The organism is Serratia sp. EWG9 (genome assembly GCF_019913725.1).
Classification (GTDB): Bacteria; Pseudomonadota; Gammaproteobacteria; order Enterobacterales; family Enterobacteriaceae; genus Serratia; species Serratia ureilytica.
Window position 1 is genome coordinate 140,123 of the sequence record NZ_JADNRO010000001.1, and the last position, 14,935, is coordinate 155,057.

At 57.0% G+C, this 14,935-nt stretch carries 10 protein-coding genes and 2 pseudogenes; 8 read left to right on the top strand and 4 right to left on the bottom strand.

Annotation, left to right across the window (positions count from 1 at the left end):
* Positions 1–94: 94 nt before the first annotated feature.
* Positions 95–2,765, bottom strand: a pseudogene (adhE, locus tag ITX55_RS00760) (bifunctional acetaldehyde-CoA/alcohol dehydrogenase).
* A 529-nt stretch (positions 2,766–3,294) separates the two neighbouring features.
* On the opposite strand from adhE, the gene ITX55_RS00765 reads away from it, so the two are divergent.
* The 7 genes and pseudogenes from ITX55_RS00765 to oppF all read left to right on the top strand — a co-directional run bounded on the left by ITX55_RS00765 (position 3,295) and on the right by oppF (position 12,011).
* Positions 3,295–3,939, top strand: coding sequence for a YchE family NAAT transporter (locus ITX55_RS00765; RefSeq protein WP_015378089.1), 645 nt, complete (start codon positions 3,295–3,297; stop codon positions 3,937–3,939).
* Positions 3,940–4,634: 695 nt separating this feature from the next.
* Positions 4,635–6,272 (top strand): ABC transporter substrate-binding protein, encoded by a 1,638-nt coding sequence (locus ITX55_RS00770; RefSeq protein ID WP_197755892.1) that lies wholly within the window; start codon positions 4,635–4,637, stop codon positions 6,270–6,272.
* Between the two features lie 149 nt (positions 6,273–6,421).
* A complete protein-coding gene (gene oppA, locus ITX55_RS00775) occupies positions 6,422–8,059 on the top strand; it encodes an oligopeptide ABC transporter substrate-binding protein OppA (protein WP_033643298.1) in 1,638 nt (545 codons plus the stop codon).
* Positions 8,060–8,142: 83 nt separating this feature from the next.
* Positions 8,143–9,063 (top strand): oligopeptide ABC transporter permease OppB, encoded by a 921-nt coding sequence (gene oppB / locus ITX55_RS00780; RefSeq protein WP_004932150.1) that lies wholly within the window; start codon positions 8,143–8,145, stop codon positions 9,061–9,063.
* Between the two features lie 14 nt (positions 9,064–9,077).
* On the top strand, positions 9,078–9,986 hold the full coding sequence (gene oppC, locus ITX55_RS00785) for an oligopeptide ABC transporter permease OppC (RefSeq protein WP_033643297.1): 909 nt from the start codon (positions 9,078–9,080) through the stop codon (positions 9,984–9,986).
* An 11-nt stretch (positions 9,987–9,997) separates the two neighbouring features.
* Positions 9,998–11,014, top strand: coding sequence for an ABC transporter ATP-binding protein (locus tag ITX55_RS00790; protein WP_047574933.1), 1,017 nt, complete (start codon positions 9,998–10,000; stop codon positions 11,012–11,014).
* Positions 11,011–12,011, top strand: a pseudogene (gene oppF / locus ITX55_RS00795) (murein tripeptide/oligopeptide ABC transporter ATP binding protein OppF). The gene ITX55_RS00790 and the pseudogene oppF overlap by 4 nt, the downstream one beginning before the upstream one ends.
* Before the next feature lie 73 nt (positions 12,012–12,084).
* Here oppF and ITX55_RS00800 read toward each other — a convergent pair.
* Positions 12,085–12,408, bottom strand: a complete 324-nt coding sequence (locus ITX55_RS00800) for an HI1450 family dsDNA-mimic protein (protein WP_004932139.1) — start codon at positions 12,406–12,408, stop codon at positions 12,085–12,087.
* 56 nt (positions 12,409–12,464) lie between these two features.
* On the bottom strand, positions 12,465–13,925 hold the full coding sequence (cls, locus tag ITX55_RS00805; protein WP_033643295.1) for a cardiolipin synthase: 1,461 nt from the start codon (positions 13,923–13,925) through the stop codon (positions 12,465–12,467).
* 242 nt (positions 13,926–14,167) lie between these two features.
* Between cls and ITX55_RS00810 the strand changes: the two genes are divergently transcribed.
* The gene (locus ITX55_RS00810; protein ID WP_025159792.1) at positions 14,168–14,344 is read left to right on the top strand and encodes a YciY family protein; all 177 of its coding nucleotides are present in this window, start codon (positions 14,168–14,170) and stop codon (positions 14,342–14,344) included.
* A gap of 46 nt (positions 14,345–14,390) precedes the next feature.
* Here the strand turns inward: ITX55_RS00810 and ITX55_RS00815 are convergent, their stop codons facing one another.
* Positions 14,391–14,882 (bottom strand): Dps family protein, encoded by a 492-nt coding sequence (locus tag ITX55_RS00815; protein WP_019452735.1) that lies wholly within the window; start codon positions 14,880–14,882, stop codon positions 14,391–14,393.
* Positions 14,883–14,935: the final 53 nt, after the last annotated feature.

A 14,935-nucleotide genomic window follows, 5' to 3' on the forward strand; every position in this document is an offset into this window, starting at 1 on the left:
TGAGGCGTTTTGGCGGCGGGATAAGAAAAACCGCGCGCCAGGCGCAATAAAAAACCCGCCATTCGGCGGGTTTTTTCATCGGTTCACGGAACCGTTATTTCTTGGGCTTCTTTACTGCGGTTTTGGCTGCGACCGGTGCAGCCGCTTCCTCTTCCACCGTTTCGCTGAACTCGCGGCCATAGAAGGTATCCAGCATGATTTGCTTGAGTTCGGCAATCAGCGGATAGCGTGGGTTGGCGCCGGTGCATTGGTCGTCGAAAGCGTCTTCCGACAGCTTGTCGACTTTCGCCAGGAAGTCGGCTTCCTGCACACCCGCCTCACGGATGGAAGCTGGGATGCCCAACTCGGTTTTCAGCTCGTCCAGCCAGGCCAGCAACTTCTCAATCTTCTGCGCGGTGCGGTCGCCCGGTGCGCTCAGGCCGAGGTGGTCGGCGATTTCAGCGTAGCGGCGGCGCGCCTGAGGGCGGTCGTACTGGCTGAAGGCCGTCTGCTTGGTCGGGTTGTCGTTCGCGTTGTAACGAATGACGTTGGAAATCAGCATCGCGTTAGCCAGGCCGTGCGGAATGTGGAACTCCGAACCCAGTTTGTGCGCCATGGAGTGACAAACCCCGAGGAAGGCGTTGGCGAAAGCGATACCGGCGATGGTGGCGGCGTTGTGCACGCGTTCACGGGCAACCGGGTTCTTCGCGCCTTCTTTATAGCTGGCCGGCAGATACTCTTTCAACAGTTTCAACGCTTGCAGCGCCTGGCCGTCAGAGTATTCGTTCGCCAGCACCGACACGTAGGCTTCCAGCGCGTGGGTCACCGCATCCAGGCCGCCGAAGGCGCACAGGGATTTCGGCATGTTCATCACCAGGTTGGCGTCGACAATCGCCATGTCCGGGGTCAGCGCATAGTCGGCCAGCGGGTATTTCTGCCCGGTGGCGTCGTCGGTCACGACGGCGAATGGCGTGACTTCCGAACCGGTGCCTGACGTCGTGGTGATAGCGATCATCTTCGCTTTGACGCCCATTTTCGGGAACTTGTAGATACGCTTGCGGATGTCCATGAAGCGCAGCGCCAGATCCTCGAAGTGGGTTTCAGGATGTTCGTACAGCACCCACATGATTTTCGCAGCGTCCATCGGCGAACCGCCGCCCAGCGCGATGATGACGTCCGGTTTGAAGGAGTTCATCTGCTCGGCGCCTTTACGCACGATGCTCAGCGTCGGATCGGCTTCCACTTCGAAGAACACTTCGGTTTCGATGCCGTGTGACTTGAGAACCTTGGTGATCTGGTCAGCATAGCCGTTGTTGAACAGGAAACGGTCGGTCACGATGAAGGCGCGTTTCGCCCCGTCGGTCGCCACTTCTTCCAGCGCGATTGGCAGCGAGCCACGGCGGAAGTAGATCGATTTCGGAAGTTTATGCCACAACATGTTTTCTGCTCGCTTCGCTACAGTTTTCTTGTTGATCAGGTGCTTAGGTCCGACGTTTTCAGAGATGGAGTTACCACCCCAGGAACCGCAACCCAGCGTCAGCGAAGGCGCGAGTTTGAAGTTATACAGGTCGCCGATACCGCCCTGAGAAGCCGGGGTGTTGATCAGGATGCGAGCCGTTTTCATTTTATCGCCGAAGTAGGCGATGCGAGCCGTTTGGTTATCCTGGTCGGTATACAGGCAAGAGGTGTGGCCGATACCGCCCATGGCGACCAATTTTTCGGCTTTGGCGACGGCGTCTTCGAAGTCTTTGGCGCGGTACATCGCCAGCGTTGGCGACAGTTTTTCATGGGCGAAAGGTTCGGACTCGTCGACCAGCTTCACTTCGCCGATCAGCACTTTGGTGTTGGCCGGCACTTTAATGCCCGCCATCTCGGCGATTTTCGGCGCGGATTGCCCGACGATGGCCGCGTTCAGGCCGCCGTTTTTCAGGATGATGTCTTGCACCGCCTTCAGTTCTTTGCCCTGCAGCAGATAGCCGCCGTGGGAAGCGAAGCGCTCGCGTACCGCATCATAGATAGAATCAACGACGATGACCGACTGTTCGGAAGCGCAGATAACGCCGCTGTCGAAGGTTTTGGACATCAGGATAGAGGCGACCACGCGTTTGATGTCTGCGGTCTCGTCCACCACGACCGGCGTGTTACCGGCGCCTACGCCGATTGCCGGTTTGCCGGAGCTGTAGGCGGCTTTCACCATGCCCGGGCACCGGTGGCCAGGATCAGGTTGATGTCAGGGTGGTGCATCAGCTGGTTGGACAGCTCGACGGTAGGTTGGTCGATCCAACCGATGATGTCTTTCGGCGCGCGGCGGCGATAGCGGCTTGCAGCACGATGTCGGCGGCTTTGTTGGTGGCATTCTTCGCACGCGGGTGCGGCGAGAAGATGATGCCGTTGCGGGTTTTCAGGCTGATCAGCGCTTTGAAGATCGCGGTAGAAGTTGGGTTGGTGGTAGGAACGATACCGCAAATCAGGCCGATAGGTTCGGCGATGGTGATGGTACCGAAAGTGTCATCTTCAGACAGGATGCCACAGGTTTTTTCATCTTTATAGGCGTTGTAGATGTACTCGGAAGCGAAGTGGTTTTTGATCACTTTGTCTTCGACGATACCCATTCCGGATTCTTCCACGGCCATTTTGGCCAACGGGATACGGGCATCAGCAGCGGCGAGGGCGGCAGCGCGGAAGATTTTATCCACTTGCTCTTGAGTGAAGTTGGCATATTCGCGCTGGGCTTTTTTGACACGTGCGACAAGCTCGTTCAGTTCAGCGACATTCGTTACAGCCATAATGCTCTCCTGATAATGTTAAACTCTTTCAGTAAATAAGCCGTGCGAGCCACTAGTATAGTCGTAACGGGGATAAGCGGTGATGAGAATACCGGGGTCTTCCCGCGTTATTTCTTCGCATGCTGCTGATTTGCTTAAAGAGCTTTACCCTACGCCAACCGGAGGGGCAGGCAGTGAGGAGAACGGAACCGGCGATGCCGCGGCCTACTTTGTTCTACTCCCTGACTACGACTAAGAGCTTACCCACTGTTGGGTAGTTGATTTGTGATCTAAATCATGAAAAGTGCAAGCTGACACCTTTCAGCTTGGTGTTTTTGAGAGTGATTCTCAATAACTGTGATCGGTGACTCTTTTTTCAACATAAAAAATCAAAAGGCCATACATTACTTTAACAAAGGGCATTTGTTTTGTTGCCTAACTTGCTGGTAGTCAAAAATGCTGCTCTGGCCGGATGGATTACCCGCGGCAATTCCATTACATTAGCGCGCATAGTCAGCACACCTTTACAGCAATTAACGCGGAGCCATCTGTGGGCCAATCTCTGTTGGATCTTTCCGGCTTTATCAAGTTCTTTGTCGGTCTGTTTGCGCTGGTCAACCCGGTGGGCATCTTGCCGGTGTTTATCAGTATGACCAGTTACCAGGCGGAAGCGGGGCGCAATAAAACCAACCTGACCGCCAACCTGTCGGTTGCCATCATTCTATGGACATCGCTGTTCCTGGGTGAAGGGATATTGCGGATGTTCGGCATCTCCATCGATTCGTTCCGCATCGCTGGCGGTATTTTGGTGGTGACCATCGCCATGTCGATGATCAGCGGCAAGCTGGGTGAAGATAAGCAGAACAAACAGGAGAAATCGGAGAGCGCGATCCGCGAAAGCATCGGCGTGGTGCCGTTAGCGCTGCCGTTGATGGCGGGGCCGGGGGCGATCAGTTCCACCATCGTGTGGAGTTCCCGTTATCACAATTGGCAAAGCCTGCTCGGCTTTACGGTGGCGATCGCCTTATTCGCTTTTTGCTGCTGGTTATTGTTCCGCGCCGCGCCGCTGTTGGTGCGTTTGCTTGGGCAGACCGGCATCAACGTGATCACCCGTATCATGGGCCTGTTGCTGATGGCGCTCGGGATCGAATTTATCGTTACCGGCATTAAGGCGATATTCCCCGGCCTGCTGTAATCGCTCTCGCTTGGCCGCGCCTCTGACCTTGAGCGCGGCTAAAATTAATTTTAAAAGTTAAATTATTTATTGGTTCGCATTATTATAGTGCACAAGATGAATAAAATTTATGCCATTGCACTCTTATGTTGCATAAATCTCATGTTGCTGCTTAAAAAAAAGGCTAAGCGTTATTTCAGACACTTTTCTTTCCCCATTTCCGCGCGTTTTCTCCTCGTTAAACGGTAAAGCTGTTGTTAAATTAATCACATCATTCTGTGGGGCTTGTCTCACTTTCATCCAGGTGTTATTAGTGATTAACCGCCTGTAGGCAGGTGTTTGTTCTTTGAATGGCTGGTTTGTTAACTGAATGTTTCTTTGTGCGGCAATGGGATTGCGTCGACAGTTTCAAATGAAACTAATTTTGAGTTTTCTCCTTTAAAATCAAGGTTGTTTTCATGTTTTCCTTTGCCCTTCATCACAAGGGCTGGATCGGGCTTGGTGCGATAAAAGAGAATTGCTTAACATTTTTGTAAAATTTATTGGCTATGGAATTTGGCTTCTGCTAATTTCCGAGCAACTTTCCCGTGGTCAATTAACTGAAATGCGCCATAAAAACGGGAATGATTTTTGCTGGTATCCGTTTATTTAGAATTCTTATAAACACTTCACAAACTTCGATAAGCGATGCTTGTCGGTGAAAAGGAGCCTCGATTATGCAGCAAACCCTGAAGCGCACTTCTTTGACCTTGTTGATTAGCGGCGCGTTGAGCGTCATTGCCGTAAATAGCAGTTTGGCGGCAGAGGTTCCGGCCGGCGTCCAATTGGCGCAGCAGCAGAATATTGTCATCAACAACGGCAGCGAAGTGGCTTCATTGGATCCGCACAAGGTCGAGGGCGTGCCCGAAAGCAATATCATTCTTAACCTGCTGGAAGGGCTGGTGAGCACCGACGCCAACGGGCATGTGGTACCGGCGGCGGCGGCGAGCTGGGAACACCAGGATTATCGGCAGTGGACCTTCCACCTGCGCCCCGGCGCGGTATGGAGCGACGGCAGCCCGGTCACCGCGCAAGACTTCGTCTACAGTTGGCAGCGCCTGGCCGATCCGAAGATCGCTTCTCCCTACGCCAGTTACCTGCAGTACACCAAAGTCGAGAATATCGACGACATCCTGACCGGCAAAAAGAGCCCGCAGACTCTCGGCGTCAAGGCGCTGGACGATCAAACGCTGCAGGTGACCCTGAGCGAACCGGTGCCGTATTTCATCAGCATGCTGAGCCACACGTCGCTCAAACCGGTCAAACGCGCAGTGGTGGAGAAATTCGGCGATAAATGGACGCTGCCCGCTAACTATGTCGGCAACGGCGCTTACCGCCTGAAAGAGTGGGTGGTGAACGAGCGCATTGTGCTGGAGCGCAGCCCGAGCTACTGGAATAACAAGCAGACGGTGATCAACCAGGCGACCTTCCTGCCGATCGCTTCTGAAGTCAGCGACGTCAATCGCTTCCGCAGCGGCGAGATCGATATCACCAACAGCGCCATTCCGCCGTACCTGTACGTCAAAATGAAGCGCGAAGTGCCCGAGCAACTGCACGTTAACCCTTATCTGTGCACTTTCTATTACGAACTCAATAACCAGCGGGCGCCGTTCACCGATCCGCGGGTGCGTGCGGCGGTGAAGATGACGCTGGATCGCGACATTATCGCCAACAAAATCATGGGCCAGGGGCAGATCCCGGCCTACAGCTTCACGCCGACCTTCACCGAAGGCGCCAACTTCACGCAGCCCGCGTGGGCCGGCTGGAGCCAGGAGCAACGCAACGCCGAAGCCAAAAAACTGCTGGCGGAAGCGGGTTACAGCGCCGCCAAGCCGCTGAAGTTCTCGCTGCTGTACAACACCTCCGATCAAAACAAACAGCAGGCGATCGCCGCCGCATCGATGTGGAAGAAGAACCTCGGCGCCGACGTCACGCTGCGCAACCAGGAGTGGAAGACCTCGCTGGAAAGCCGCCATCAGGGGCAGTACGACGTGGCGCGCGCCACCTGGTGCGGGGATTACAACGAGCCGAGCGCCTTCCTGAACCTGGTGCTGTCCAACAGCAGCATCAACACCGTGTTTTACAAGAGCCCGGCGTTCGACGCCATCATGGCCGCCACGCTGAAGGCGCCGGATGAAGCCGCGCGCGCCGCGCTCTACCAACAGGCGGAAACGCAGTTGGACAAAGACTCCGCATTGATTCCGGTGTATTACCGCGTCAGCGCGCGTTTGATCAAACCGACGGTAGGCGGGTTCACCGGCAAAGATCCGCTGGACTATACCGACGTTAAAAATCTGTACATCATCAAGCAGTAAAAGGGGTATTCCTCACGCTGAACCGCAGGGGAATATGGGGAAGGCCCGCCGCCGCATTCGTTCCGCAGCGGCGGGAAAACAGAGTCCGCTTACGGGCAACGCAGGTTCCACGAAGAGCCTGTGATAATAAAAAACTGGAGTCGATAAGTATGACCAACATCACGAAGAAAACCCTCATTGCCGCCGGCGTCATCGCCGCGCTCGGCATCACAGCAACCACCTCCGCCTTCGCGGCCGACGTTCCTGCAGGCGTGCAACTGGCCGACAAGCAAGAAATCGTCAAAAACAACGGTTCCGAAGTGCAGTCGCTTGACCCGCATAAAATCGAGGGCGTGCCGGAAAACAACGTGACCCGCGATCTGATGGAAGGCCTGGCGAACAACAGCCCGGACGGTTCCATCGTGCCGGGCGTCGCGGAAAGCTGGGATAACAAGGATTTCAAAGTCTGGACCTTCCACCTGCGTAAAGACGCCAAATGGTCCAACGGCAAGCCGGTGACGGCGCAAGATTTCGTCTACAGCTGGCAGCGCGTGGTGGATCCGAAAACCGCGTCGCCTTACGCCAGCTACCTGCAGTACGCCCATGTGGAAAACGTCGATGACATCATCGCCGGTAAAAAAGACAAGTCGACGCTGGGCGTGAAGGCCATCGACGACCACACCTTCCAGGTGACCCTGAGCGAGCCGGTGCCTTATCTGGTTGAAATGACCCCGCACTACGCCATGAAACCGGTCTATAAGGACGCGGTAGAGAAGTTTGGCGAGAAGTGGACGCTGCCGGCCAACTACGTCAGCAACGGCGCCTACAAACTGAAAGACTGGGTTGTCAACGAACGCATCGTACTGGAACGTAACCCGGAATACTGGGATAACGCCAAAACCATCATCAATAAAGTGACGTTCCTGCCTATTTCGTCGGAAGTGACCGACGTTAACCGCTACCGCACCGGTGAAATCGACATGACCTACAACAACATGCCGATCGAACTGTTCCAGAAGTTGAAGAAAGAGATCCCGAAAGAGGTGCACGTCGATCCTTATCTGTGCACCTACTACTACGAAATCAACAACCAGAAGGCGCCGTTCACCGATGCGCGCGTGCGTGAAGCGCTGAAGCTGGGCATGGACCGCGACATTATCGTCAACAAGGTGAAAAACCAGGGCGATCTGCCGGCCTACAGCTTTACGCCGCCATACACCGACGGCGCCAAGCTGACCCCGCCGGAGTGGTTCGGCTGGACGCAGGAAAAACGCAACGAAGTGGCGAAGAAACTGCTGGCGGACGCCGGCTACGGCCCGGGTAAACCGCTGACCTTCTCCCTGCTGTACAACACCTCCGACTTGCACAAGAAGCTGGCGATCGCCGCCGCCTCCATCTGGAAGAAAAACCTGGGCGTGGACGTGAAGCTGGTGAACCAGGAGTGGAAAACCTTCCTGGATACCCGCCATCAGGGCACCTATGACGTATCGCGCGCCGGCTGGTGCGCCGACTACAACGAACCGAGTTCGTTCCTGAACATGATGCTGTCCGACAGCAGCAGTAACACCCCGCACTACAAGAGCGCCGAGTTCGACAAGCTGATGGCCAACGTGTTGACCGCGAAGACCAAAGACGAGCGCGCCGATCTGTATCAGAAAGCGGAAGTTCAGCTGGATAAAGATTCCGCCATCGTTCCGCTGTATTACTACGTGAACGCCCGTTTGGTGAAACCTTACGTCGGTGGCTACACCGGCAAAGACCCGCTTGATAACGTGTACGACAAGAACCTGTACATCATCAAGCATTGATACGGTAAGAGCCGGCGGCGCAGGCCGCCGGCCCATGTTGAGAATAATAAGCCGTCATCAGGCTGTCGCACAGGGTTAGGGCAATGCTGAAATTTATACTTCGTCGCTTGTTGGAAGCGATCCCGACACTATTTATCCTTATTACCATCTCATTTTTCATGATGCGCCTCGCGCCCGGCAGTCCATTTACCGGGGAACGCGCATTACCGCCGGAAGTCATGGCGAATATCGAAGCCAAATACCATTTGAACGACCCGATCTGGAAACAGTACGGTCATTATCTGGCGCAGCTTGCGCAGGGAGACTTCGGCCCGTCCTTTAAATACAAGGACTATTCGGTCAACGATTTGGTGGCCAGTTCTTTCCCGGTGTCCGCCAAGCTCGGTCTGGCCGCGTTTCTGTTGGCGGTGGTGCTGGGCGTTAGCGCCGGCGTGATCGCGGCGTTGAATCAAAACACCAAATGGGACTATACGGTGATGGGGTTCGCCATGACCGGGGTGGTGATACCCAGTTTCGTGGTGGCGCCGCTCTTGGTGCTGATCTTCGCGATTACGTTGAAATGGCTGCCGGGCGGCGGCTGGAACGGCGGCGCGCCTAAGTTCATCATCTTGCCGATGGTGGCGCTGTCGCTGGCCTATATCGCCAGCATCGCCCGTATCACGCGCGGCTCGATGATTGAAGTGTTGCACTCCAACTTCATTCGCACCGCGCGCGCCAAAGGTTTGCCGATGCGCCGCATCATTTTCCGCCACGCGCTGAAGCCGGCGCTGCTGCCGGTACTGTCCTACATGGGCCCGGCGTTCGTCGGGATCATCACCGGCTCGATGGTGATCGAAACCATCTACGGTCTGCCGGGGATCGGCCAGCTGTTCGTTAACGGCGCGCTGAACCGCGACTACTCCCTGGTGCTGAGCCTGACCATTCTGGTGGGCGCTCTGACCATTCTGTTCAACGCGATCGTCGATGTGCTGTATGCGGTCATCGATCCGAAAATCCGTTATTAATCTGGAGCACGCGAATGATGTTGACTAAAAAGAACAGCGAAGCTCTGGAGCACTTCAGCGAGAAGCTGGAAGTGGAAGGGCGCAGCCTGTGGCAAGACGCGCGTCGGCGCTTTATGCACAACCGCGCGGCGGTCGGCAGCCTGTTCATTCTGGCGCTGATCACGCTGTTTGTGGTGCTGGCGCCGATGCTGTCGCAATTTGCCTACGACGATACGGATTGGGCGATGATGTCCGCCGCGCCGAGCATGGAATCGGGGCACTACTTCGGCACCGACTCCTCCGGGCGTGATCTGCTGGTGCGCGTGGCGATCGGCGGGCGCATCTCGCTGATGGTCGGCGTGGCCGCCGCGCTGGTGGCGGTAGTGGTGGGCACCCTGTACGGCGCGATGTCCGGCTATCTGGGCGGTAAGGTCGACTCGGTGATGATGCGCCTGCTGGAGATCCTCAACTCCTTCCCGTTCATGTTCTTCGTTATCCTGCTGGTGACCTTCTTTGGTCAGAATATCCTGCTGATCTTCGTGGCGATCGGCATGGTGTCGTGGCTGGATATGGCGCGTATCGTGCGCGGGCAAACCCTTGGCCTGAAGCGCAAGGAGTTCATCGAAGCGGCGCTGGTGTGCGGCGTCTCCACGCGCAATATCGTGCTGCGGCATATCGTGCCTAACGTGCTCGGCGTGGTGGTGGTGTATGCCTCGCTGCTGGTGCCGAGCATGATCCTGTTCGAATCCTTCCTCAGCTTCCTGGGGCTGGGCACGCAGGAACCGTTGAGCAGCTGGGGCGCATTGCTCAGCGACGGCGCCAACTCAATGGAAGTTTCACCGTGGTTGCTGCTGTTCCCGGCGGGTTTCCTGGTCGTCACTCTGTTCTGTTTCAACTTTATCGGCGATGGCCTGCGTGACGCCCTCGACCCGAAAGATCGTTAAGGAGTGCAACCATGAGCACCATTGAACATCCTCAACTGCAAACCGCCGCCGGCGTCAAAGCGTCGCCGCTGCTGGACGTGAAAGACCTGCGTGTCACGTTTTCCACCCCGGACGGCGACGTGACGGCGGTGAACGATCTGAACTTCGATCTGCGCGCCGGTGAAACGCTGGGCATCGTCGGTGAATCCGGCTCCGGCAAATCGCAGACCGCGTTCGCCCTGATGGGGCTGCTGGCCAGCAATGGCCGCATCGGCGGCTCGGCCAAATTCAACGGCCGTGAAATCCTCAACCTGCCGGAAAATCAGCTCAACAAGCTGCGGGCCGAGGAAATCTCGATGATCTTCCAAGACCCGATGACCTCGCTGAACCCTTATATGCGCGTTGGCGAACAGCTGATGGAAGTGCTGATGCTGCATAAGAAAATGAGTAAAAGCGAAGCCTTCGAAGAGTCGGTACGCATGCTTGACGCGGTGAAAATGCCGGAAGCGCGCAAGCGCATGCGCATGTACCCGCACGAGTTTTCCGGCGGCATGCGCCAGCGCGTGATGATCGCCATGGCGCTGCTGTGCCGGCCGAAGCTGCTGATCGCCGATGAACCGACCACCGCGCTGGACGTGACCGTCCAGGCGCAGATCATGACGTTGCTCAACGAGCTGAAGCGCGAGTTCAACACCGCCATCATCATGATCACCCACGATCTGGGCGTGGTGGCCGGCATCTGCAACAAGGTGCTGGTGATGTACGCCGGGCGTACCATGGAATACGGCAGCGCGCGCGAGGTGTTCTACCAGCCGAGCCACCCGTATTCCATCGGTCTGTTGAACGCGGTGCCGCGTCTCGACGCCGAAGGCGAGGCGTTGCTGACCATTCCCGGCAACCCGCCGAACCTGCTGCGGTTGCCGAAAGGCTGCCCGTTCCAGCCGCGCTGCCCGTACGCCATGGAACAGTGCGCGAGCGCTCCACCGTTGGAGCAATTTGGGGAAGGGCGCCTGCGCGCCTGCTTTAAACCGGTGGAGGCGTTGGTATGACAGCAGTAACCGACAAGAAAGTGCTGCTCGAAGTGGCCGATCTGAAAGTGCATTTCGACATTCATGACGACAAGCAGTGGTTCTGGCAGCCGCCGAAAACCCTGAAGGCGGTCGACGGCGTTACGCTGCGGCTGTTCGAGGGGGAAACCCTGGGCGTGGTCGGCGAATCCGGCTGCGGCAAATCCACCTTCGCGCGCGCCATCATCGGCCTGGTGAAGGCCACCAGCGGGCGCGTCGCCTGGCTGGGTAAAGATCTGCTGGGCATGAGCGACGCCGACTGGCGCAAAACCCGCAGCGATATCCAGATGATCTTCCAGGATCCGCTGGCTTCGCTCAACCCGCGCATGACCATCGGCGAAATCATCGCCGAGCCGCTGCGCACCTACTACCCGAAAATGCCGCGTCAGGAAGTGAAGGACAAGGTCAAGGCGATGATGCTGAAGGTCGGCCTGCTGCCTAATCTGATCAACCGTTATCCGCACGAGTTCTCCGGCGGCCAGTGCCAGCGTATCGGCATCGCGCGCGCGCTGATCCTCGAACCGAAGCTGGTGATCTGCGACGAGCCGGTCTCCGCGTTGGACGTGTCGATTCAGGCGCAGGTGGTGAACCTGCTGCAGCAGCTGCAGCGCGAAATGGGGCTGTCATTGATCTTTATCGCCCACGATTTAGCGGTGGTGAAGCACATTTCCGATCGCGTGCTGGTGATGTATCTGGGCCATGCGGTGGAGCTGGGCACCTATGACGAGGTGTACCACAATCCGCAGCACCCTTACACCAAGGCGCTGATGTCGGCGGTGCCGATCCGGATCCGGACAAGGAGAAGGAAAAGCAGATCCAGCTGTTGGAAGGGGAGCTGCCTTCGCCGATCAACCCGCCGTCCGGCTGCGTGTTCCGCACCCGCTGCCCGATCGCCGGGCCGGAGTGCGCCAAGACGCGCCCGCTGCTGGAGGGCAGTTTCCGCCATGCGGTTTCGTGCCTGAAGGTCGATCCGCTGTAATGCGCCGCTAGCCGGCAACAAAAAGCCCCGCTTATTCAGCGGGGCTTTTTTTATCCGAAACGTTAGCGGTGAATCACTCTTTCCACAGAATGTGGCACAGCTTGTGGTCTTTCTCGCGGCAGATCAGCACGCGGGCGAACACGTCGTTGATCGGCTCGCCGTCGCTGTCCGCCAGACCGATCACCACTTCCGCGAAGAAGTCCGGGTTCAGGTCGTAATCCACGTGCTCGCTCCAGTCTTCGGAGGGGTCGTACAGTTCTGCGCCGCCGCGCTCTTCAAACTGCAGATTGAACAGCAGAATATCCGCCGGATCCAGATTGTCGCCGGCCAATTCGAGGAAGATGTCGTAGGCCTGTTCCAGCGTTTCGTCTTCGGTAAGGCGGTTATTCAAATCCATAAAAAAATCCTGATAACAAATGATTTGGCGCTATTAAAGCACGCTCGCCGCGGCTTTTACAGCAACGGGCTGAAAAAGTAGAACAGGCGCTCGACCAGGCGGTGCCAGAACGGCCGCTTCAGCCACTCTTTGGCGTTCAGCAGCTTGGAGCGAGCGATGTAATCTTCCTGCACGCAGGCCAGATCGCTGCCGAAGCCGTCGTCGTCGATCACCAGGGTGATTTCGAAATTCAGCCACAGGCTGCGCATATCCAGATTGACGGTGCCGACCAGGCTGAGCTGGCCGTCGACCAGCACGCTCTTGGTATGCAGCAGGCCGCCTTCGAACTGATAGATTTTCACGCCGGCTTCCAGCAGCTCGGAGAAGAACGCCCGGCTGGCCCAGCGCACCATCATCGAATCGTTGTCGCGCGGCACGATGATGCTGACCTCGACGCCGCGCAAAGCGGCGGTGCAGATGGCGTGCAGCAGATCGTCGCTCGGCACGAAGTACGGCGTGGTCATGATCAGCTGTTCGCGCGCGGAATAAACCGCGGTCAGCAGCGCCTGGTGGATCATTTCCTCGGGGAAGCCGGGGCCGGAGGCGATCACCTGAATGGTGTGGCCGCTTTCCTGCTCGAACGGCATGATGTTGACGTCCGGCGGCGGCGGCAAAATGCGCTTGCCGGTTTCAATTTCCCAGTCGCAGGCATAGACGATGCCCATGGTGGTGGCCACCGGGCCTTCCATGCGCGCCATCAGATCGATCCATTGACCGACGCCCGCATCCTGTTTGAAATAGCGTGGATCGACCATGTTCATGCTGCCGGTATAGGCGATGTAGTTGTCGATCAGCACCACCTTGCGGTGCTGGCGCAGATCCATGCGGCGCAGGAATACGCGCAGCAGGTTGACCTTCAGCGCTTCGACCACTTCGATGCCGGCGTTGCGCATCATCGCCGGGTAGGGGCTGCGGAAAAATTGCAGGCTGCCGGCGGAGTCCAGCATCAGACGGCAGTGTACGCCGCGCCGCGCGGCGGCCATCAGCGATTCGGCCACCTGATCGACCAGGCCGCCGGGCTGCCAGATATAGAACACCATTTCGATGTTGTGGCGCGCCAGCTCGATATCGCGGATCAGCGCTTTCAGCGTGTCGTCGGTGGTGGTGAGCAACTGCAGCTGGTTGCCCTTGACGCCGTCGATGCCCTGGCGGCGGTTGCACAGCTGGAACAGCGGTTCGGCGACTTTACTGTATTCGGTGGCGAAGATGCGGCGACTCTCTTTCAGCTCTTTCAGCCAGCGCGCGGTCGACGGCCACATGGCCTTGGCGCGCTCGGCCCGGCGCTTGCCCAGATGCAGCTCGCCGAACGATAAATAGGCGACGATGCCGAACAGCGGCAGAATATAGATAACCAGCAACCAGGCCATGGCAGAGGGAACCGCACGGCGTTTCATCAAAATGCGCATCGTCACGCCGGCGATCAGCAGCCAGTAGCCGAACACCATGAGCCAACTGATTACGGTATAAAATGTTGTCATAAAGGCGAAAAATCCCGTTCGCAAACCACCAATGATGAGTGTACGCACAGATCGGTCAAGGCGAAACCTTTTATCGGCGCTTATGTTACATAAATATGATGAAGTTAAGGCACTTGCCGAAATCGAAAGGGCGGCTTTTAGCGGCGCGGCGCCTGCGATGTCGCCGATAACGGCGACTTGGATCGCGGGCTGAAAGGGCTATAATGCCCGCGGTTGGCATTAGACGAACGAGTGACGGAATTATGAGACGCAGTAGAAATGAAGTGGGCCGTTGGCGAATGTTGCGGCAGAGCCAACGCCGTCGGCATCGTTGGCTGGAGCGCCAGTCTTGCAGCAATCGCCATATTATCCGGGTGCGCCGTCGCCTGGACGATCAGCATCGGCGCGCGCTGCTGTTTGCGGTATCCTGCGAGTGGTAAAACGAAAACAGTCCCGTGAGGGACTGTTTTGTTATGGCGCCTGGGTTTATTTGCCGAGGTAGGCGTTAAGCATCCAGACCTGTTTTTCCTGCTCTTTGATGTAATCGCTCATCAGCGACGCGGTGCCTTCGTCGCCGGCGTCCGCCGCGACCGTCAGCAGTTCACGCTGCTGTTGCAGCAAGATTGAATACCCTTCCAACAGGCCGCGCAGCGTGCCCTTATCATCGGTCACATTGGTGTGTTCCTTGATATCGGCGGTTTTCAGATAGTCGCTGTAAGCGTGGCGCGGCTGCGAGCCCAGCGTCAGAATGCGTTCCGCCAGCTCATCCACCTTGGTCAGCAGATCGTTGTAAGTTTCTTCGAATTTCGCGTGCAGCTCAAAGAATTGCGGGCCGGTAATATTCCAGTGATAGCCGCGCACATTCATATACAGCACCTGATAATTCGCCAACAGCGCATTTAGCGCTTCGGCGAGTTTTGCCGATTGTTTACTGTCGAGGCCGATATGGGTTTTCGCTGCTTTCTTCGCCGTTGCCATAATAATCTTCTCCTGATTATTCGTTCCAAGGGTAGACAGAATCAATTTCCATA